The organism is Pseudomonas fluorescens, from assembly GCF_041354075.1.
Classification (GTDB): domain Bacteria; phylum Pseudomonadota; class Gammaproteobacteria; order Pseudomonadales; family Pseudomonadaceae; genus Aquipseudomonas; species Aquipseudomonas fluorescens_CE.
In genome coordinates this window covers 105,712-125,747 of the sequence record NZ_JARZGC010000011.1, presented here as the reverse complement: position 1 = coordinate 125,747, position 20,036 = coordinate 105,712, and the positions used below count along the sequence as shown (strand labels likewise).

Genomic DNA, 20,036 nt, shown 5'->3' with positions numbered 1-20,036 from the left:
TGCCCATGATTCATATCCCGAAATCGGAATACAGTCGACGCCGCAAGGCCCTGATGGCGCAGATGGAACCCAACAGCATCGCCATACTGCCCGCCGCCGCGGTGGCCATCCGCAATCGCGATGTCGAGCACGTATACCGCCAGGACAGCGATTTCCAATACCTCAGCGGTTTCCCCGAGCCGCAGGCGGTCATCGTGCTGATGCCCGGCCGCGAGCATGGCGAATACATCCTGTTCTGCCGTGAGCGCAATGCCGAGCGCGAGCTGTGGGATGGCCTGCGTGCGGGCCAGGACGGCGCGATCCGCGACTTTGGCGCCGATGACGCTTTCCCCATCACCGACATCGACGACATCCTGCCGGGCCTGATCGAGGGGCGCGACCGGGTGTATTCGGCCATGGGCAGCAACCCCGAATTCGACCGGCACTTGATGGACTGGATCAACGTGATTCGCTCCAAGGCGCACCTCGGCGCCCAGCCGCCGAACGAATTCGTTGCGCTGGATCATCTGCTGCACGACATGCGCCTGTATAAATCGGCGGCAGAAGTGAAGGTGATGCGCGAAGCCGCGCGGATTTCCGCCGAGGCGCATATCCGCGCGATGCAGGCCAGTCGACCGGGACTGCACGAGTTCAGCCTCGAAGCCGAGCTCGACTATGCGTTCCGCAAGGGCGGGGCGAAAATGCCGGCCTACGGCTCTATCGTCGCGTCCGGGCGCAACAGCTGCATCCTGCACTACCAGCAGAATGACGCCGTGCTCAAGGACGGTGACCTGGTGCTGATCGACGCCGGTTGTGAAATCGACTGCTACGCCAGTGACATCACCCGTACCTGGCCGGTCAATGGCAGGTTTTCGGTGGAACAGAAGGCGATCTACGAGTTGGTGTTGGCGTCGCAACAGGCGGCATTCGCCGAGATTGCGCCGAACAAGCACTGGAACCAGGCGCACGAAGCCACGGTCCGGGTGATTACCGCCGGGCTGGTGAAGCTGGGCCTGTTGCAGGGTGACGTCGACGAGTTGATCGCCAGCGAAGCCTACAAGGCGTTCTACATGCACCGCGCTGGCCATTGGCTGGGCATGGATGTGCATGATGTCGGCGAGTACAAGGTCGGCGGTGAGTGGCGTGTGCTGGAAGTCGGCATGGCGCTGACGGTGGAACCGGGGATCTACATCGCTGCCGACAATCAGAACGTAGCGAAGAAATGGCGCGGCATTGGCGTGCGTATCGAGGACGACGTCGTGGTCACCAAAGCCGGCTGTGAAATCCTGACCCATGGCGTACCGAAAACGGTCGCCGAAATCGAGGCCCTGATGGCCCAAGCGCGGACACAAGCGGCATGAGTCGAGTCAACCTGGCAATTATCGGTGGCGGTCTGGTGGGCGCCAGCCTGGCGTTGGCCTTGCAGGCTGGGGCCAAGGCCCGCGGCTGGAAGATCGTGCTGATCGAACCGTTCGCCCCGGGCGACAGTTATCAGCCGAGCTATGACGCCCGATCTTCGGCGCTGTCGTATGGGGCCAAGCAGATTTATCAGCGGTTGGGCCTGTGGCAGGACATTTCCCGTCGCGCCGAGCCGATCAAGCAGATTCACGTGTCCGACCGTGGCCGGTTCTCCACCGCGCGCCTCTCGGCCATGGAGGAGGGCGTGCCGGCGCTCGGTTATGTGGTGGAAAACGCCTGGCTCGGCCAATGCCTGTGGCAAGGCCTGGACAAAGAGGTGGTGACCTGGCGCTGCCCGGCGGAAGTCACGCGCCTGGAACCGTTGACCGACGGCTATCGACTGACCCTCAATGACGAAACCACCCTGGAATGCGATCTTGCCGTACTCGCCGACGGTGGCCGCTCCGGCCTGCGCGAGCAATTGGGGATTGGCGTCCGGCAACGTCCTTACAACCAGAGCGCGCTGATCGCCAACATCACCCCGAGCGAAGCGCACAACGGCATGGCGTTCGAGCGTTTCACCGATGACGGCCCGATGGCCTTGCTGCCGTTGGCAGACAACCGCTGCGCGCTGGTCTGGACCCGTCTGGGTATGGACGCGCAGCGGCTGGCGGCGCTCGATGAGCGCAGCTTCCTCAGCGAATTGCAGAACGTGTTCGGTTACCGCCTCGGCACCTTGAAACAGGTCGGTGCGCGGCATCTTTACCCGCTGACGCTGATCGAGGCCGAAGAACAGGTGCGCCCGCATCTCGCCGTACTGGGCAATGCCGCCCACAGTCTGCACCCGATTGCCGGCCAGGGGTTCAACCTGTCGCTGCGCGATGCCCAGGCCCTGGCGGAGGCGTTGCTGGCGAGCGATAAACCTCTGGGCGACTTCGCGACGTTGCAGGCTTACCGCGAACGCCAGCGTCTGGACCAGAACCTGACGGTGGGTTTTTCCGATCAGGTCACGCGTTTGTTCGGCAGCAGCTTGCCGCTGGTGTCGCTGGGCCGCAACATCGGCCTGCTGGGCCTTGACCTGCTGCCACCGGCCAAGCGCTGGTTCGCTCGCCAGGCCATGGGGCTGGGTACGCGTCCCGATGTTTAAGTGGTTGATCGGGCGGTTCGAGGCCGGCACGGCCGCAAAATGCCTGCCGCCATTGCAGGTCGATATCCACTACGGCGCCGGCACACTGGTGGCGCCGGTCCGGAAAATCCTTTACGTGCGGCTCAAGCCGCAAGCGAGACAGGCTTAAAGCATGGACATGCGCGCAGATCTGCTGATTGTCGGAGCCGGAATGGTCGGCAGTGCCCTGGCGCTGGCGTTACGTGACAGCGGGCTGAATATCCTGCTGCTGGACGGCAGCCCGATGACCGTCAAACCTTTCGACGCGCAGGCGCCGTTCGAACCGCGAGTGAGCGCCCTGTCGGCGGCCAGCCAGCGGATACTCGAACGCCTGGGCGCCTGGGAAGGCATCGCCAGGCGCCGCAGCAGCCCGTACTCCAACATGCACGTCTGGGACGGCAGCGGCACCGGGCAGATCCACTTCAGTGCGGCCAGCGTGCATGCCGAGGGGTTGGGCCATATCGTAGAGAACCGCGTGGTCCAGGACGCCTTGCTCGACTGCCTGCACGACAGCGACCTCGGCATGCTGGCCAGTGCGCGGCTGGAGCAGATGCGTCGCTCCGGCGATGACTGGTTGCTGACTCTGGCCGATGGCCGGACGTTGCGCGCGCCCCTGGTGATTGCGGCGGATGGCGCCAACTCGGCGGTACGGCGCCTGACCGGCGTGGCCACGCGCGAATGGGATTACCTGCACCACGCGATCGTCACCAGCGTGCGCAGCGCCAACCCGCATCAAATGACCGCCTGGCAACGTTTCACCGATAACGGCCCCCTGGCGTTTCTGCCGCTGGAGCGCGATGGCCAGCAGGACTGGTGCTCGATCGTCTGGTCGACCACCCCAAGCGAGGCCGAACGATTGATGGCGCTGGACGACGACAGCTTCTGTCGTGAACTGGAGCGGGCCTTCGAAGGTCGCCTGGGGCCGGTGCTCTGTGCCGATCCACGGCTGTGCGTGCCGCTGCGTCAGCGCCATGCCAAGCGTTACGTGGCCGAAGGCCTGGCGCTGATCGGCGACGCTGCCCACACCATTCACCCGTTGGCCGGGCAGGGTGTGAACCTTGGCTTTCTCGACGCAGCTGTGCTCGCCGAAGTATTGCTGCAAGCCACGGAGCGCGGCGAGCGACTGGCGGACGTGAAAGTGCTGAGCCGCTTCGAACGCCGGCGCATGCCGCACAACCTGGCCTTGATGGCGGCGATGGAGGGCTTCGAGCGCTTGTTCCAGGCCAACCCGTTGCCGGTGCGCTGGCTGCGCAATGCCGGGTTGAAGCTGGTGGATCAGATGCCGGAGGCCAAGGCGTTGTTCGTGCGCGAAGCGCTGGGGTTGACCGGGGATCTGCCGGCGTTGGCCAAGCTCTGACTTTTTCACCCACTCCCTTGTAGGAGCGAGCATGCTCGCGATGGTCGTTAACGATAACGAGGGGCATCTGGATGTCCGCGATGCCTGATAGTCCATCGCGAGCATGCTCGCTCCTACAGGGATCGGTCATTACCCATGCAACATCTGGTAACGCCTCCGCCAACTGTTCGATTGAGATGGTAAATGTGAGTCCTTATCATTTGGCCTCACTTTTCCTATCGAGAGATGGCTCCCATGTTGGCATCGAAGCGTCTACTGATGGCACTCGCCTTGACCCTGATCGGCAGTACCGCCGCCCAGGCCGCTGATGAGGTGGTGGTCTACTCCTCGCGTATCGACGAGCTGATCAAGCCGGTGTTCGATGCCTACACCGCGAAAACCGGTGTGAAGGTGAAATTCATCACCGACAAGGAAGCGCCTTTGATGCAGCGCATCAAGGCCGAAGGCGAGAACGCAACCGCCGACCTGCTGTTGACCGTCGACGCCGGCAACCTCTGGCAGGCCGAGCAAATGGGTATCCTGCAGCCCTTCACCTCGAAAACCATCGACACCAACATCCCGGCCCAGTACCGCTCTTCCAGCCACGCCTGGACCGGCCTGAGCCTGCGGGCGCGGACGATTGCCTATTCCACCGACCGGGTGAAGCCGGGCGAGTTGACCACCTATGAAGCCCTGGCCGACAAGAACTGGGAAGGCCGCTTGTGCCTGCGGACGGCAAAGAAGGTCTACAACCAGTCGCTGACCGCCACCATGATCGAAGTCCACGGCGCCGAAAAGACCGAGAAAATCCTCAAGGGCTGGGTCAACAACCTGTCCACCGATGTGTTCTCCGATGACGTCGCCGTGCTCGAAGCGATCAGTGCCGGCCAGTGCGACGTCGGCATCGTCAACACCTACTACTACGGTCGCCTGCACAAGCAGAAACCGGAACTGCCGGTGAAGCTGTTCTGGCCCAACCAGGCGGATCGTGGCGTGCACGTCAACCTGTCGGGCATTGGCCTGACCAAACACGCCCCGCACCCGGAAGCGGCCAAGGCCCTGGTGGAATGGATGACCACCGCTGAAGCGCAGAAGATCTTCGCTGACGTGAACCAGGAATTCCCGGCCAACCCGACGGTGAAACCTTCCGAGGAAGTCGCTGCCTGGGGCCAGTTCGTGGCCGATACCCTGCCCGTTGAAGTCGCCGGCAAGCGCCAGGCCGAGGCGATTCGCATGATGGATCGGGCTGGCTGGAACTGACGCCACCGTTATACTGCGCGCCCTGATCGCTCCCCTCTTTGTGGGAGCGTCGTGCCCACGCCTGACGTGGGCACGTTCATTTCAACGAGATGCTTTCCTTGGCCCACCCCGCCCAACGCCGCTGGTATCCCCTGGTCTTCGCCATCGCTGCGCTGGTCCTGCTGCCCCTGAGCGTTTTGCTGCTGTCCTGGCAAACCATCGATCAGCAGATCTGGTCCCATCTGTGGGAGACCCAGATGCCGCGCCTGCTGGGCAACACGGTGACGCTGGTCCTGGGCGTCGGTATTGGCGTCACGCTGCTGGGTGTCAGCCTCGCGTGGCTCACCAGCCTCTGCGAGTTCCCCGGGCGCAGATGGCTGGATTGGGCATTGATGCTGCCGTTCGCGATACCCGCCTACGTGCTGGCGTTCGTCTTTGTCGGGCTGCTGGATTTCGCCGGCCCGGTGCAGACGCTGATGCGTGAATGGTTCGGCACCGGCCTGCGGCTGCCGCGCGTGCGCTCGACCGGCGGCGTCATCCTCGTCCTGGTGCTGGTTTTCTATCCCTACGTTTACCTGTTGGCGCGCACGGCATTCCTGGCGCAGGGCAGGGGGCTGATGGAAGCGGCTCGGGTCCTCGGGCAATCACCCTGGCAGGCGTTCTGGCGCGTCGCGCTGCCCATGGCACGGCCGGCCATCGGCGCCGGCGTCGCGCTGGCCCTGATGGAAACCCTGGCGGATTTCGGTGCGGTGTCGGTGTTCAACTTCGACACCTTCACCACCGCGATCTACAAGACCTGGTACGGTTTCTTCAGCCTCTCCAGCGCCGCGCAGCTGGCCAGCCTGTTGCTGCTGGTGGTGATGGTCGTGCTCTACGGCGAGCGTCGGGCTCGCGGGGCCAATCGGGCGAGTAACGAGCGGCCGCGGGTCAAGGCGTTGTATCACCTGCGTGGGTTCAAGGCTTTGGCGGCGATGAGCTGGTGCGGCCTGGTGTTTGCCTGTGCCTTTGTCATCCCGATGCTGCAATTGGTGGTGTGGTTCTGGCAGCGCGGTCGTTTCGACCTGGACGAGCGCTACACCGGCCTGATCGTCCATACGCTGTACCTGGGGGCCATGGCCGCGTTCATTACCGTCAGTGTCGCGCTGGTGCTGGCGTTTGCCGGGCGGCTGGCCCCAACCCGAACCATTCGCTCGGGCATCAGCCTGGCCAACCTCGGCTACGCGCTGCCGGGTTCGGTGCTGGCGGTGTCGATCATGCTGGCATTCAGTTACCTGGATCGCGAGCTGGTCATTCCTGTTTCAGGTTGGCTGGGCGGGGCCGGCAAGCCATTGCTGCTGGGCAGCCTGTCGGCCTTGCTGCTGGCGTATCTGGTGCGTTTCGTCGCCGTGGCCTATGGTCCGCTGGAAAGCAGCCTGGCCAGAATACGGCCCTCTTTGCCCGAAGCAGCGCGCAGCCTGGGCGTCAGCGGGCCGCGACTGTTTTTCAAAGTGTATCTGCCGTTGTTGCTGCCGGGCACCCTGAGTGCCGCGTTGCTGGTGTTCGTCGACGTGCTCAAGGAAATGCCGGCGACCCTGCTGATGCGCCCGTTCGGCTGGGACACGCTGGCGGTCCGGATCTTTGAAATGACCAGTGAAGGCGAATGGGCAAGGGCGTCGCTGCCGGCCCTGACCCTGGTTTTGGTCGGGCTGTTGCCGGTCATCGGATTGATTCGGCGTTCGGCCCATCGAAACAGCTAGGTGCCAGTCCTACACCTTGAGGCTACAATGCGCCGCATTCGGTGCGGTCCGTCTGACAGACCCGGTGACTGAAATCGGCTGATAGCCCTTTATTCAAAGGTGGTTATCCCGTGCAGTGCCGGCCGTACCCTCGCCACGCCCGGAAGGAGAAACCCATGGGACAGCGTACGCCTCTGTATGACCTTCATCTCGCCCTCGGCGCGAAGATGGTCGATTTTGGCGGTTGGGACATGCCTTTGCATTACGGCTCGCAAGTCGAGGAGCACCACCAGGTGCGCCGCGATTGCGGGGTCTTCGATGTCTCCCACATGACCGTGATCGATGTCGCCGGAGGGCAGGCCAAGGCCTGGCTCCAGCATTTGCTGGCCAATGACGTCGAGCGCCTGCACAGCACCGGCCGCGCCCTGTATAGCGCCATGCTCAATGAGCGTGGCGGCATCGTCGACGACATGATCGTCTACCGCCTCGACGACGGCTATCGGCTGGTGGTCAACGCCTCCACCCGGGATCAGGACCTGGCGTGGATGCGCGCCCACCTCGACGGATTCGACGTGCACCTGGACGAGCGCCCGGAACTGGCGATGCTCGCCATTCAGGGCCCTCACGCCCGGCACAAGATCAGCGAACTCGTCACCCAGTCTCGCGCTAACCTGATCCACCTGCTCAAGCCCTTCGAAGGTCAGCCCGACGGCGACTGGTTCATCGCGCGCACCGGTTACACCGGAGAAGACGGCCTGGAGATCATCCTGCCGGCCGATCAGGCCCCCGGCTTCTTCAATGACCTGGTGGGCGCGGGGATCTCGCCGATCGGGCTCGGCGCGCGCGATACCCTGCGGGTCGAGGCTGGCATGAACCTGTACGGTCAGGACATCGAGCAGGAGGTTTCGCCGCTGGCGTCGAACATGGCCTGGAGCATCGCCTGGGAGCCGGCGTCCCGTCAGTTCATCGGTCGAGCCGCCCTGGAGGCCGAACAGGCCGCTGGCGTGCAGCACAAACTGGTCGGCCTGGTGCTTGAGGAGCGCGGGGTTTTGCGTGCGCATCAGGTGGTTCGCATCGCCAATGTTGGCGAAGGGGAGATCACCAGTGGTAGTTTCTCTCCTACGCTTAGCAAGTCGATTGCACTGGCGCGCGTGCCGATGGCCACAGCCGACCGCGCGGAAGTGGAAATCCGTGGCAAATGGTACCCGGTCCGGGTGGTCAAACCGACCTTCGTACGCCATGGCAAAACCTTGATCTAACCTATTCCGGCGGGCAACCACCGCTGACAATTTCCTTGAGGACACAGAACATGAGCGATATCCCTGCCGACCTGCGTTTTGCCGAAAGTCACGAATGGGCCCGTCTGGAAGCCGATGGCACCGTCACCGTGGGCATCAGCGATCACGCTCAGGAAGCCTTGGGCGACGTGGTGTTCGTTGAGCTGACCGAAGTCGGCACCCAGTTCGCCGCCGGTGATCAATCCGGTGTGGTCGAGTCGGTGAAGGCCGCTTCCGACATCTACTCCCCGGTTGCCGGTACGGTGACGGCGGTCAACGAAGAACTGAGCGCCAACCCGGAACTGCTCAACTCTGATCCGTACGGCGCCTGGATCTTCAAGCTCAAGCCAAGCAACGCTGGCGATCTGGACAAGCTGCTCGATGCGGCTGGCTACAAGGCCGCCATCGGCGAGTAAGCCCTGAGCGTCAACCCAAAGCCCCGACCTGTCGGGGCTTTTTCATATTTACGCCCCTGATTCCTGGGGGTGTACACGACCCCTGTGGGAGCTGGCTTGCCAGCGATGGCGGTCTTATAGGCGACCCTGTTTTTTTGGGTGTACATATCCGGTGTTGCGGTAACGGCCGCTTAAGGTTCCGCCCTTACGGCGGGTCACTTTCGAAAAGCGCGAAAGTAACCAAAGCGCTTTGATCCCCTGACGTACGGTGCCTCGCCTAGGCTCGGCATACCCTCGCTCCGGTCCTGCTCCGTGGGCCCGCCGCCATCGGCCATCCATGGCCGGCGGCGGCTAAACCGGCATCCATGCCGGTTTGCCCACTGCGCAGAACCTCCACTCGGCCTTCCGACGCGGCAGATCAAAAGCCAAAGCCAAAGCCAAAGCCAGATCAAAAGCCAACGCATTCTCCTGTAGGAGCGAGCTTGCTCGCGATGAAGGTTCAGGCAACGCGGGCAGTCAGGCAAACCGCGTCATCGTAGGCGACCATCGCCGGCCGGCCGGCCGGCTGGCGCTCGCTCCCCAGGGTTTGTATCCGACATCGACTGCTATGCTGGATTGACCGTGTTGCATCGACGCCGAGCGCCAGTCAAGAGAGAGCCCGTCATGTCCCAGTTGCCGTCCCTGAGCCAGTTACGCGACCCCAATGCCTTCCTGCGCCGTCATCTCGGGCCCGATGCCGCCGAGCAGCAGGCGATGCTCGACAGTCTCGGTCTTGGCAGTCGTATCGAGCTGATCGAGCAAACGGTGCCGCCGAGCATTCGCCTGAACCGGGCGCTCGAGCTGCCGCCTGCCCTCGATGAGCAGGCCGCGCTGGCCAGGCTGCGCGGTTATGCCGAGCAGAACCAGGTCTGGACCAGCCTGATCGGCATGGGTTATCACGGCACCATCACCCCGGCAGTGATCTTGCGCAACGTCCTGGAAAACCCCGGTTGGTACACCGCCTACACGCCCTATCAACCGGAGATCGCCCAGGGCCGGCTCGAAGCGCTGCTCAACTTTCAGCAATTGACCATCGACCTCACCGGCCTGGAGCTGGCCAACGCCTCGCTGCTCGACGAAGCCACGGCGGCGGCCGAGGCCATGGCCCTGGCCAAGCGCGTGGCCAAGTCCCGGAGCAACCTGTTTTTCGTCGACGAAAACTGCCATCCGCAGACGATTTCCGTGGTGCAGACCCGTGCCGAAGGTTTCGGTATCGAGCTGATCGTCGACACGCCGGATAACCTCAAGCAGCACCAGGTGTTCGGTGCGTTGCTGCAGTACCCTGACACCCACGGCGAGATTCGCGACCTGCGTCCGTTGATCGATCACCTGCACGCCCAGCAAGCGCTGGCCTGCGTCGCCGCCGATCTGTTGAGCCTTCTGTTGTTGACCCCGCCGGGCGAATTGGGCGCCGATATGGTGTTTGGCTCGTCCCAGCGCTTTGGCGTGCCGATGGGTTACGGCGGCCCGCATGCGGCCTTTTTCGCCAGTCGTGATGAATACAAGCGGGCGATTCCGGGGCGGATCATCGGCGTGTCCAAAGATGCACGTGGTAACACCGCGTTGCGCATGGCCCTGCAAACCCGTGAGCAGCACATCCGTCGGGAGAAGGCCAACTCGAACATTTGCACCGCCCAGGTACTGCTGGCCAACATCGCCAGTTTTTACGCGGTCTATCACGGGCCGCAAGGGCTCAAGCGCATTGCCCAGCGTGTTCACCGACTCACCTGCATGCTCGCGGCGGGGCTGGAACGCCACGGCATCAAGCGTCTCAACCAGCACTTCTTCGATACCCTGACCCTGGAAGTGGGGGGCACGCAGACTGCGATCATCGAAAGCGCCCGTGCCGCGCAAATCAACCTGCGCATTCTCGGGCGCGGGCAGTTGGGATTGAGCCTCGACGAAGCCTGCGATGAGGGCACCGTGGCCCGGTTGTTCGATGTGTTTCTTGGCGCCGACCATGGGCTCGATATCCAGGCACTGGACGCCGAAGACTTGCCGGCGGGTCTTCCGGACGGTTTGCTGCGCGCTTCGCCGTATTTGCGTCACCCGGTGTTCAGCGCGCACCACAGCGAGACCGAGATGCTGCGTTACCTCAAACAGCTGGAGAACAAGGACCTGGCGCTCAACCAGTCGATGATTCCGCTGGGCTCCTGCACCATGAAGCTCAACGCCACGAGCGAAATGATCCCCATCACCTGGCCGCAGTTCGCCAATCTGCACCCGTTCGCGCCCAGGGAGCAGGCGCTCGGTTACACCTTGATGATCGAAGAACTGGAGCGCTGGCTCTGCGCAATCACCGGTTTCGATGCGATCTGCATGCAGCCCAACTCCGGTGCCCAGGGCGAATACGCCGGGTTGCTGGCGATCCGCAAATATCACGAAAGCCGTCACCAGGGGGCGCGGGACATCTGCCTGATTCCGTCCTCGGCCCACGGCACCAACCCGGCGTCTGCGCAGATGGCCGGCATGCGCGTGGTGATCGTCGAGTGCGACGAGGCGGGCAACGTCGATCTGCCGGATCTGAAGGACAAGGCGGCGGAGGCCGGCGACAAACTCGCTTGCCTGATGGCGACGTATCCCTCGACCCATGGTGTGTACGAGGAAGGTATCCGCGAGATCTGTGAAGTGATTCACCAGCACGGCGGCCAGGTGTACATGGATGGCGCCAACCTCAATGCACAGGTCGGGTTGGCGCGGCCGGCGGACATCGGTGCCGACGTCTCGCACATGAACCTGCACAAGACCTTTTGCATTCCCCACGGTGGCGGCGGGCCCGGCATGGGGCCGATCGGCGTGCGAGCGCACCTGGCGCCGTTCGTGGCCAATCACCCGGTGGTCACCCTTGATGGCCCGTTGGAGCAGAACGGTGCGGTGAGTGCGGCACCCTGGGGCAGTGCGAGCATCCTGCCGATCAGCTGGATGTACATCGCCATGATGGGGCCGCAACTCGCGGACGCCAGCGAGGTGGCCATTCTTGCGGCGAATTACCTGGCGCAGCATTTGTCCGGCGCCTTCCCGGTGCTCTACACCGGTCGCAACGAGCGGGTGGCCCATGAGTGTATCCTCGACCTGCGACCGCTCAAGGCCCTGACCGGGATCAGCGAAGAGGACGTGGCCAAGCGCCTGATGGATTACGGCTTCCATGCACCGACCATGTCGTTCCCGGTGCCGGGCACCTTGATGGTCGAGCCGACCGAAAGCGAGTCAAAAGCGGAGCTGGACCGTTTTATCGGCGCGATGCTGAGCATTCGCGCAGAAATCACCGAAGTGCAGAACGGCACCTGGCCCGCCGAGGACAACCCGCTCAAGCGCGCGCCGCATACGTTGGCCGACATCACCGGGGTGTGGGAGCGCCCCTACAGTATCGAGCAGGCCGTGACGCCGGATGCCCACACCAAGGCGCACAAGTACTGGCCGGTGGTGAACCGGGTGGACAATGTGTATGGCGACCGCAACCTGTTTTGCGCGTGTGTGCCGGTGGATGATTACCGGTGAAGGGCGCCGCCTTTCCCCCTCCCTTCTACAGGGTAGAAGCGGAGGGAAACTGGAAAAAAAAATGCCGCTCGATCGAGCGGCATTTTTGCCAGCGTTGAAGCTTATTCCGAAGCGACGGCGTTCTTCGCCAGGATCGCATTCGCCAGTTCCATGTCCGTGGCCTGCAGGCCAGGGTTGTCGGCGCGGACTTTCTGCATGGCGGCTTCCAGGTAGGGGCCACGGATGCCGCCGTCACTGGCGACGAAACTGCCGGCATCATCCTGTGCGGCAATGATCAGCTTGTGATCCTTGAAGGTCAGGTAAGTCGAGCCGGTGGTGGCGCCGGACGAAATGACGTTACGCCAAAAGCTGTCGGCCATCGCCGAACCGACTGGCAGGGACAACACGGCAAGGGTAGCGACAGCAAGTTTGAAACGCATGATGGGTGACTCCACTGGGTTATCTACGGCGTTGGATCGTCGACCCCCCGGTGGAGTTCCATGGTGCTGCCCGCAACCTGTTTCATTTTTGTTCGCTTTGCGGGGTGACCCGCAGCACCTCTTCGATGGTCGTCAAACCCGCGGCGACCTTCTGCGCCCCCGACAAGCGCAAGCTGCGCATGCCTTCCTTGAAGGCCTGGCGCCGGACTGCCAGCAGATCGGTGTCGGGGCTGATCAGTGCCTTGAGCCCGTCGGTGAGCTGCATGATTTCGTAGACCCCGGCGCGGCCGCGATAACCGGTGTCGCGGCACTCCAGGCAGCCGATGGCGCGCTGGGCATTGCCCGGCAGCGGAGCCTGCCAGGGCCGGGTGAGGGTTTGCCAGTCATCCTCGGCCAGCGTCAGCGGTGCCTTGCAGTGCGGGCACAAGGTCCGTACCAGGCGCTGGGCCATGACCCCCAGCACCGTCGCCTTGATCAGGTAATGCGGCACGCCGAGTTCCAGCAGGCGGCTGATGGCGCTGGGCGCGTCGTTGGTGTGCAGCGTCGAGAGCACCAGGTGGCCGGTGAGCGCGGCCTGGATCGCCATTTCGGCAGTCTCCAGGTCACGGATCTCGCCGATCATGATGATGTCCGGGTCCTGACGCATCAGTGCGCGCACTCCGGCGGCGAACGTCAGGTCGATATTGTGCTGCACCTGCATCTGGTTGAACGCCGGTTCGACCATCTCGATCGGGTCTTCGATGGTGCAGAGGTTGACCTCCGACGTCGCGAGTTTCTTCAGGGTGGTGTAGAGCGTGGTGGTCTTGCCGGATCCGGTCGGGCCGGTGACCAGGATGATGCCGTTGGGCTGCCGGGTCATGTCCTGCCAGCGGCGCAGATCGTCGGCGGAGAAACCCAGTTGGTCGAAATCCTTGAGCAGCACTTCCGGGTCGAAGATCCGCATGACCATCTTCTCGCCGAACGCCGTTGGCAGCGTCGACAGCCGCAACTCGACCTCGCCGCCGTCCGGCGTCTTGGTTTTCACCCGGCCGTCCTGGGGTTTGCGTTTTTCCGCGACGTTCATCCGCCCCAGGCTCTTCAAGCGACTGACGATGGCCATGGTCACCTGCGGCGGAAATTGATAGACGTTGTGCAGCACGCCGTCGATGCGAAAACGCACCGTGCCCTGCTCGCGCCGGGGTTCGATGTGGATATCGCTGGCGCGCTGCTGGAAGGCGTACTGGAACAGCCAGTCGACGATGTTGACGATGTGCGCGTCATTGGCGTCCGGTTCCTGGTCGCTGGCGCCGAGGTTGAGCAGTTGCTCGAAGTTACCCAGGGAGTTGCTCTGCGGGTCGGCACTGTTCGCGCCGCTGACCGATTTGGCCAGCCGAAAGAACTCCACGCTGAAGCGCTGGATGTCCGCCGGGTTGGCGACCACCCGTTTGATGGGCAGCTTCAGCACATGGGTCAGGTCGGCTTCCCAGCCCTTGACGTAAGGCTCGGCGCTGGCCACGGTCACCGCATCGCGATCGATCGACACCGCGAGAATCCGGTGGCGCTGGGCGAAGGCGTAGGACATCAGCGGGGTCACCGCCGCGACGTTGATTTTCAGCGGGTCGATCCGCAGGTAAGGCTGGCCGGCCTGTTGCGACAGCCACAGGGTCAGGCTTTCCAGGTCCAGGTGCTTGCCCGGGCGACTGAGGTCGTCCAGTTGTTGGCTGGCGATGAACTCCAGTGGGTGCATCTGGCCATTGGCGGCATGTCGGCGACGGGCATTGAGCGCGTGCTCGGCCGAGTCCTGGGTGATAAAGCCCTGGGCGACCAGTTCGCGCAACAAATCGTTGAGATCCAGCCAGCGGTCCTGAAGGGCAAGTTGAACGGACATGCGGGCTCCTCGTGAACATCGGTTCGCAAAGGATAGTCGGGCTGCCGATGACCGTTGGGCCACTACCCGACGAAGCCGTATCGATCCTTTTCAGCCCGTGGCCAGCGTCGTTTCGACCCACAGCGGATCAGCGCCGTGCAGCTCGACCGAACTGACGCTGATCAGGTTGCGCATTTTTTCCGCGATCACCTGGGCGCGATGCCAGCTCAGTCCGTCCACCACGATCTCCAGCGACAGCCCTTCGTCCGCGCGCTGCACGTTGACCTGTTGCGGAATCAGGTACTGCATCGCGAACAGGTTCAGCGCCCGGCACAGCAGGTCCGGCTCGGCTTCGGCCAGCAGTTGGTAGCGGACGCGGCAATGGGCGTTGCCGGCGTTCCAGGCATCGGGGCGGGTAGGCGCGGTATTGACGGCTTCCAGGTGCGGCATGGCAGGTCTCCAAAATCTCTGAAGGAATTTTTACATTCGAGACCGGGTATTTCTTATCTATGATGGGTCCATTCCGCGATTTATCGAATCGCATGATTCACTACCAGGTTGATCAGGGGATTTTTTATGCACGGCGAGCTGGATGGCTACGACCGCAGGATTCTCGCGTTGCTGCAGGAGGACGCTTCCCTGTCCAGCGCGCAGATTGCCGAACAGGTGGGACTTTCGCAGTCACCGTGCTGGCGGCGGATCCAGCGGATGAAGGAGGAGGGGATCATTCGCGGGCAAGTGACCTTGCTGGACCGCAAGAAGATCGGGCTCAACACGCAGATCTTCGCGCAGGTCAAACTCAACGCCCATGGACGTTCGAATTTCACCGAGTTCACCGAGGCGATTCGCGAGTTTCCCGAAGTGCTGGAGTGCTACGTGCTGATGGGGGCGGTGGATTTCATGCTGCGCATCGTGGCGGCGGACATCGAGGCGTACGAGCGGTTTTTCTTCGAAAAGCTGTCGCTGGTGCCGGGCATCCAGGAAGTGAATTCGGTGGTGGCGCTGTCGGAGATCAAGTCGACCACGGCCTTGCCGGTCTAGGGCCTTGCGGGGAATCCGCGGGCCTCTTCGCGGGCAAGCCCGCTCCCACACTGGACGGTATGAATCCTGTAGGAGCAAGCATGCTCGCGATGGACATCAGCCGCGCAGCAGCATCTTCCAGGCACGGTTCTGATACACCGCAATCGCCTGCTGCTTGCGCGCATCGAGCAATTCATCGGTGATCGTCGGCTCGCTGGCCAGCAGGGCCAACTGCTTGAGTTCACCGTACAGGCGATCCATCTCGGCAATGTCCAGCACCGGGCGGGCATGGTGCAGCCAGACCTGGATGCGTTCGATGCGCGGCAACTGCTCGGCCAGGTCTTCCGGTTGTTGCTGGTAGCGCTGCAATTGCAACGACGTGGCTTCTTCTGCCAACAGGCGCGGCAGCCAGCTGGTCAGTTGCGCTGCGCCCTGGCGATTGCCGCGAACGTTGCGCTCGGCGGCCCAGGTGCGAGCCAGCAGCCAGCGTGAAGCGTTCAGCGAAAACTGGCCCCAGCGCGGGTCTTGCAGTTCCTCGAGGAACTGTTCAGGCGCAGCCTTGCGCACGTCTTCGTCGTCGATGCCGACTTGCACCAGCGGGCGCCAGTCTTCGAGCAAGGCATCCAGCGCCACGCGCAGGTCGTGGGTGGACTGACGCGGCGCGGCCTGGCCCAGGCTGCTGAGCAAGGCACGCAGCTCGGCGAGGTTTTCCACCCAGTCCTGCAACAGGCGCCAGTGGCCGTTGAATCGGTACTGTTCGGCCAGACGCTGGCTGCTGCCCAGCAGATGCCAGCTCAGCGCGGCGAACGCGTCATCCAGCGGCGTTTCGGCGCTCAACTGCGGTGCCGGCAGGCTCAGCGAGTAGCTGTCGGCGTCGTACAGGCGATAGCCACGCTCGGCCTTGCTGATGTCACACGGCATCAGCGGCAGGGTCGCTGCCAATTCGGCGGCCAGTTCCAGCAAGGCCTGGGGCTCGCCTTCGCGCAGTTCGAGTTCGAGCTCGCAGATTTCTTCCTTCTGCTTGCCAACCACCACGTGGCCCAGGTCCAGCGCGGCTTCGATGACCACCTTGGCCTTGCCGCGACCCCAGGCGATTTCCGCGCGTTCGCGAACGAAATCGGTGGTGAAGATCGGCTTCAGGGTTTTCTTGTCCAGCTCGGCCAACTGCTGCGGCCAGCATTCGCCGTCGAGTTTTTTGACGTCGAGCTTGGCTTTGGGCAGGTTCCAGTCATATTCGTTGCGCTCGGACAAACCGGCAACGCTCTGGCCACGGGTCTTGAGGGTCTGGATCACCTCGTCCCCGTCGCGACGCAGGCGCAGGGCCACCTTGGCGTGGGCCAGGTCGCGCTCGGGCGTGTCGAAATACTGGTTCATCAGTTCTCGGCGTTCCCAGCCATTCTTGTTGCGTTTTTTCAGCAACGGGTGCTCGCGCAGGGCGGCGAGGGTTTCGCGGCTGACGCGGAGTTTGATTTCGGTTTCTTTGTTCATGGCCGGACAATCCAGAATCGGGAGTGCAGCCGGGGAATAGGTGGCTGCCAAGGTCGTGCAGTGTACAGGACTCGACCCTGCTCCGCCGGACGACGGTTTATTCCTGTCGCCGGATGGTTCTATGATGGACCTCAATTCGCCCGTCGGAGTCAGCGATGCCTTTGCCGTCCATGAAAGATCAGTTCGCTGCGCTGATTGCCACGCCCTCGGTCAGTTGCACCCAGGCCAGCCTCGATCAGAGCAATCGCCCGGTGATCGACCTGCTGGCCGCGTGGCTGAGCGACCTGGGTTTTGCCTGTGACATCCAGTCGGTCAGCCCGGGCAAGTTCAACCTGCTCGCCAGTTTCGGTTCCGGCCCCGGTGGCCTGGTACTGGCGGGGCACAGCGATACGGTGCCGTTCGACGGTGCGTTGTGGCAGACCGATCCGTTGAAACTGACAGAGGTGGACGGTCGCTGGATCGGTTTGGGCAGTTGCGACATGAAGGGCTTTTTCGCGCTCGCCATCGAGGCGGTCATGCCCTTGCTCGACCAGCCCTTCAAGCAACCGCTGTTGATCCTGGCCACCTGCGATGAAGAAAGCTCGATGTCCGGTGCCCGCGCCCTGGCTGAAGCCGGGCGACCGCTGGGCCGTGCCGCCGTGATCGGCGAGCCCACCGGGCTGCGGCCGATCCGCATGCACAAGGGCATCATGATGGAACGCATCGACATCCTCGGGCAGAGCGGGCACTCCTCGGACCCTCGCCTGGGCCACAGCGCCCTGGAAGCCATGCACGATGCGATGGGCGAACTGCGGGGTTTGCGCCTGCTGTGGCAGCGCGAGTTTCGCAATCCGCAGTTCGGCGTGCCGATGCCGACCCTGAATTTCGGCTGCATCCATGGCGGTGATAACCCCAACCGCATCTGTGGCCAGTGTTCGCTGGAATTCGACTTGCGCCCCTTGCCGGGCATGGACCCCCAGGTGTTGCGCGTGGAAATTCTGCAGCGACTCAAACCGGTGGCCGAGCGGCATCAGGTCAAGATCGACTACGCGCCGTTGTTCCCCGCCGTGCCCCCCTTCGAACAACCCGAAGACGCCGAACTGGTGCGGATCGCCGAAAAGCTGACCGGCCATCGTGCCGAAGCGGTGGCATTCGGCACCGAAGCACCTTATCTTCAGCGCCTTGGTTGCGAAACGCTGGTACTGGGCCCGGGTGACATCGCCTGTGCACACCAACCGGGGGAATACCTCGAAATGTCACGTTTGCAACCTACGGTGGATCTGTTGCGTCAGTTGATTGAGCATTATTGCCTGACGCCGGCCTCTGCCGGTTGAGCCCACCCCTTGTAGGAGCGAGCATGCTCGCGATGGTGTATCGAACACCGAGGGGTGTCAGACAGCCAGGATTATCGTTCGCGATCATCGCGAGCATGCTCGCTCCTACAGGGGGGCGTATTAAATTAATGGTGTCAAACCCCGTATTCATGAGGAGAGCGCGCGTGTCGCCAAGCCTGTTCCGACGATAACCATCAGCCCGCTGCGCATTTTTCGTTTCGCCCTTTTTTTGGCTGCTCTTTGTTACAGGCCCAGGTTCATGCCCGACTACGTTAACTGGCTTCGCCACGCTTCCCCTTACATCAACGCCCACCGCGACTGCACCTTTGTCGTCATGCTGCCCGGCGACGGTGTCGAACACCCGAACTTCGGCAATATCGTCCACGACCTGGTGCTGCTGCACAGCCTGGGCGTGCGCCTGGTGCTGGTGCATGGCTCCCGCCCGCAGATCGAAACCCGTCTCGCCGCGCGCGGCCTGACCCCGCACTATCATCACGGCATGCGCATCACCGATGCGGCAACCCTTGAGTGCGTGATTGATGCCGTCGGCCAGTTGCGCATCGCCATCGAGGCGCGGCTGTCGATGGACATGGCGTCGTCGCCGATGCAGGGCTCACGCCTGCGGGTGGCCAGCGGCAACCTGGTGACCGCCCGCCCGATCGGGGTCCTCGAAGGCGTCGACTACCACCATACCGGCGAAGTGCGGCGGGTTGACCGCAAGGGCATCAACCGCCTGCTGGACGAGCGCTCCATCGTGCTGCTGTCGCCGCTGGGCTACTCGCCGACCGGTGAAACCTTCAACCTGGCCTGCGAAGACGTCGCTACCCGCGCCGCCATCGACCTGGGCGCCGACAAGTTGCTGCTGTTCGGTGCCGAGGCGGGGTTGATCGATGAAAACGGCCGCCTGGTCCGCGAGCTGCGCCCTCAGCAAGTCCCGGCGCATCTGCAACGCCTGGGCAGCAACTATCAGGCAGAGCTGCTGGATGCGGCAGCGCAGGCCTGCCGGGGTGGGGTGGCGCGCAGCCATATCGTCAGTTATGCCGAAGATGGCGCGCTGCTGACCGAGCTGTTCACCCGCGACGGTGGCGGTACGCTGGTGGCGCAGGAGCAGTTCGAAGTGGTACGCGAGGCGGCGATCGAAGACGTCGGCGGATTGCTGGATTTGATCAGTCCGCTGGAAGAGCAGGGGATCCTGGTGCGTCGCTCGCGTGAGGTGCTGGAGCGCGAGATCGAGCAGTTCAGCGTGGTCGAACGCGAAGGCATGATCATCGCCTGCGCGGCGCTGTATCAGATTGCCGATTCCGATGCCGGGGAGCTGGCCTGCCTGGCCGTGAACCCGGAATACCGCCATGGCGGCCGTGGCGACGAGTTGCTCGAACGCATCGAAACCCGCGCCCGGGCCCAGGGCTTGAAAACGCTGTTCGTCCTCACCACCCGCACCGCCCACTGGTTCCGCGAACGCGGCTTTGCACCCAGCAGCGTCGAGCGCCTGCCCTCGGCACGGGCGTCGCTGTACAACTATCAGCGCAATTCGAAGATCTTCGAAAAGGCGCTCTGATTCCAGGTTGCAGCGCCTTGTGGGAGCAGGCTTGCTCCCACAATCCTCGTCACGCTCGAAGACCTTTCGACGCGGACACGATTCTGATCAATTTTTCGCCTGCGGTTTTCTCGTAGGGTGGCCTCGAAGCGGAAATTCGCCAGAATGGAAAACAAAGTTCCAGCGATACACAAACTGTAATATTTGCCGGGGATGATGCGCGCTCCGCCCTGATGGCGTCGCCTTTTCGATAGGCATTGACGTTAACGGCACGGATAAAAAGCCAATCGATCTAAAAAAAGACCCGCAAATACTATTTAGAGATTAGCCCGGGTGCCGATATGCTGTGTCCGGTTCGGGCAAAGCGCAGCA

15 protein-coding genes and 1 pseudogene are annotated in these 20,036 nt (G+C 63.1%); 12 read left to right on the top strand and 4 right to left on the bottom strand.

The window, feature by feature from the left end:
- The first annotated feature begins 5 nt into the window (after positions 1 to 5).
- The 9 genes and pseudogenes from pepP to gcvP all read left to right on the top strand — a co-directional run bounded on the left by pepP (position 6) and on the right by gcvP (position 12,041).
- Positions 6 to 1,340 carry a Xaa-Pro aminopeptidase gene (pepP, locus tag QIW53_RS16505; RefSeq protein WP_371050654.1) on the top strand — a complete coding sequence of 445 codons (1,335 nt, stop codon included), beginning with the start codon at positions 6 to 8 and terminating at the stop codon, positions 1,338 to 1,340.
- Complete coding sequence (gene ubiH / locus QIW53_RS16500; RefSeq protein ID WP_371050653.1) at positions 1,337 to 2,524, top strand: 2-octaprenyl-6-methoxyphenyl hydroxylase; 1,188 nt, start codon at positions 1,337 to 1,339, stop codon at positions 2,522 to 2,524. The genes pepP and ubiH overlap by 4 nt, the downstream gene beginning before the upstream one ends.
- A gap of 37 nt (positions 2,525 to 2,561) precedes the next feature.
- A pseudogene (locus QIW53_RS16495) lies at positions 2,562 to 2,672 on the top strand (tetrameric acyl-CoA thioesterase); the annotation flags it as partial.
- Positions 2,673 to 2,681: 9 nt separating this feature from the next.
- The gene (locus tag QIW53_RS16490) at positions 2,682 to 3,899 is read left to right on the top strand and encodes a 2-octaprenyl-3-methyl-6-methoxy-1,4-benzoquinol hydroxylase (RefSeq protein ID WP_371050695.1); all 1,218 of its coding nucleotides are present in this window, start codon (positions 2,682 to 2,684) and stop codon (positions 3,897 to 3,899) included.
- 234 nt (positions 3,900 to 4,133) lie between these two features.
- Positions 4,134 to 5,138 carry an extracellular solute-binding protein gene (locus QIW53_RS16485; RefSeq protein WP_371050652.1) on the top strand — a complete coding sequence of 335 codons (1,005 nt, stop codon included), beginning with the start codon at positions 4,134 to 4,136 and terminating at the stop codon, positions 5,136 to 5,138.
- A 98-nt stretch (positions 5,139 to 5,236) separates the two neighbouring features.
- On the top strand, positions 5,237 to 6,853 hold the full coding sequence (locus QIW53_RS16480) for an ABC transporter permease (RefSeq protein WP_371050651.1): 1,617 nt from the start codon (positions 5,237 to 5,239) through the stop codon (positions 6,851 to 6,853).
- Between the two features lie 155 nt (positions 6,854 to 7,008).
- On the top strand, positions 7,009 to 8,091 hold the full coding sequence (gene gcvT, locus QIW53_RS16475; protein ID WP_371050649.1) for a glycine cleavage system aminomethyltransferase GcvT: 1,083 nt from the start codon (positions 7,009 to 7,011) through the stop codon (positions 8,089 to 8,091).
- 50 nt (positions 8,092 to 8,141) lie between these two features.
- Complete coding sequence (gene gcvH / locus QIW53_RS16470; protein WP_192307013.1) at positions 8,142 to 8,525, top strand: glycine cleavage system protein GcvH; 384 nt, start codon at positions 8,142 to 8,144, stop codon at positions 8,523 to 8,525.
- 642 nt (positions 8,526 to 9,167) lie between these two features.
- Positions 9,168 to 12,041, top strand: coding sequence for an aminomethyl-transferring glycine dehydrogenase (gcvP, locus tag QIW53_RS16465; RefSeq protein WP_371050648.1), 2,874 nt, complete (start codon positions 9,168 to 9,170; stop codon positions 12,039 to 12,041).
- A gap of 101 nt (positions 12,042 to 12,142) precedes the next feature.
- On the opposite strand, the gene QIW53_RS16460 is transcribed toward gcvP, so the two are convergent.
- The 3 genes from QIW53_RS16460 to QIW53_RS16450 form a co-directional block, all read right to left on the bottom strand.
- A complete protein-coding gene (locus QIW53_RS16460) occupies positions 12,143 to 12,463 on the bottom strand; it encodes a DUF2388 domain-containing protein (RefSeq protein WP_371050694.1) in 321 nt (106 codons plus the stop codon).
- 79 nt (positions 12,464 to 12,542) lie between these two features.
- Positions 12,543 to 14,327 (bottom strand): GspE/PulE family protein, encoded by a 1,785-nt coding sequence (locus QIW53_RS16455; RefSeq protein ID WP_371050647.1) that lies wholly within the window; start codon positions 14,325 to 14,327, stop codon positions 12,543 to 12,545.
- A gap of 90 nt (positions 14,328 to 14,417) precedes the next feature.
- Entirely contained in the window at positions 14,418 to 14,756 is a 339-nt protein-coding gene (locus QIW53_RS16450; protein WP_371050646.1) for a hypothetical protein, read from the bottom strand.
- A 126-nt stretch (positions 14,757 to 14,882) separates the two neighbouring features.
- Here QIW53_RS16450 and QIW53_RS16445 point away from each other — a divergent pair, with 126 nt between their 5' ends.
- Positions 14,883 to 15,347 (top strand): Lrp/AsnC family transcriptional regulator, encoded by a 465-nt coding sequence (locus QIW53_RS16445; RefSeq protein ID WP_371050645.1) that lies wholly within the window; start codon positions 14,883 to 14,885, stop codon positions 15,345 to 15,347.
- Between the two features lie 96 nt (positions 15,348 to 15,443).
- Here QIW53_RS16445 and QIW53_RS16440 read toward each other — a convergent pair whose 3' ends face one another.
- On the bottom strand, positions 15,444 to 16,814 hold the full coding sequence (locus QIW53_RS16440) for a CYTH domain-containing protein (RefSeq protein ID WP_371050644.1): 1,371 nt from the start codon (positions 16,812 to 16,814) through the stop codon (positions 15,444 to 15,446).
- A gap of 155 nt (positions 16,815 to 16,969) precedes the next feature.
- Here QIW53_RS16440 and argE point away from each other — a divergent pair, with 155 nt between their 5' ends.
- Together argE and argA are read left to right on the top strand one after the other, a co-directional pair.
- The gene (argE, locus tag QIW53_RS16435) at positions 16,970 to 18,127 is read left to right on the top strand and encodes an acetylornithine deacetylase (RefSeq protein ID WP_371050642.1); all 1,158 of its coding nucleotides are present in this window, start codon (positions 16,970 to 16,972) and stop codon (positions 18,125 to 18,127) included.
- A gap of 259 nt (positions 18,128 to 18,386) precedes the next feature.
- Positions 18,387 to 19,685 carry an amino-acid N-acetyltransferase gene (gene argA, locus QIW53_RS16430; RefSeq protein ID WP_371050641.1) on the top strand — a complete coding sequence of 433 codons (1,299 nt, stop codon included), beginning with the start codon at positions 18,387 to 18,389 and terminating at the stop codon, positions 19,683 to 19,685.
- Positions 19,686 to 20,036 lie beyond the last annotated feature (351 nt).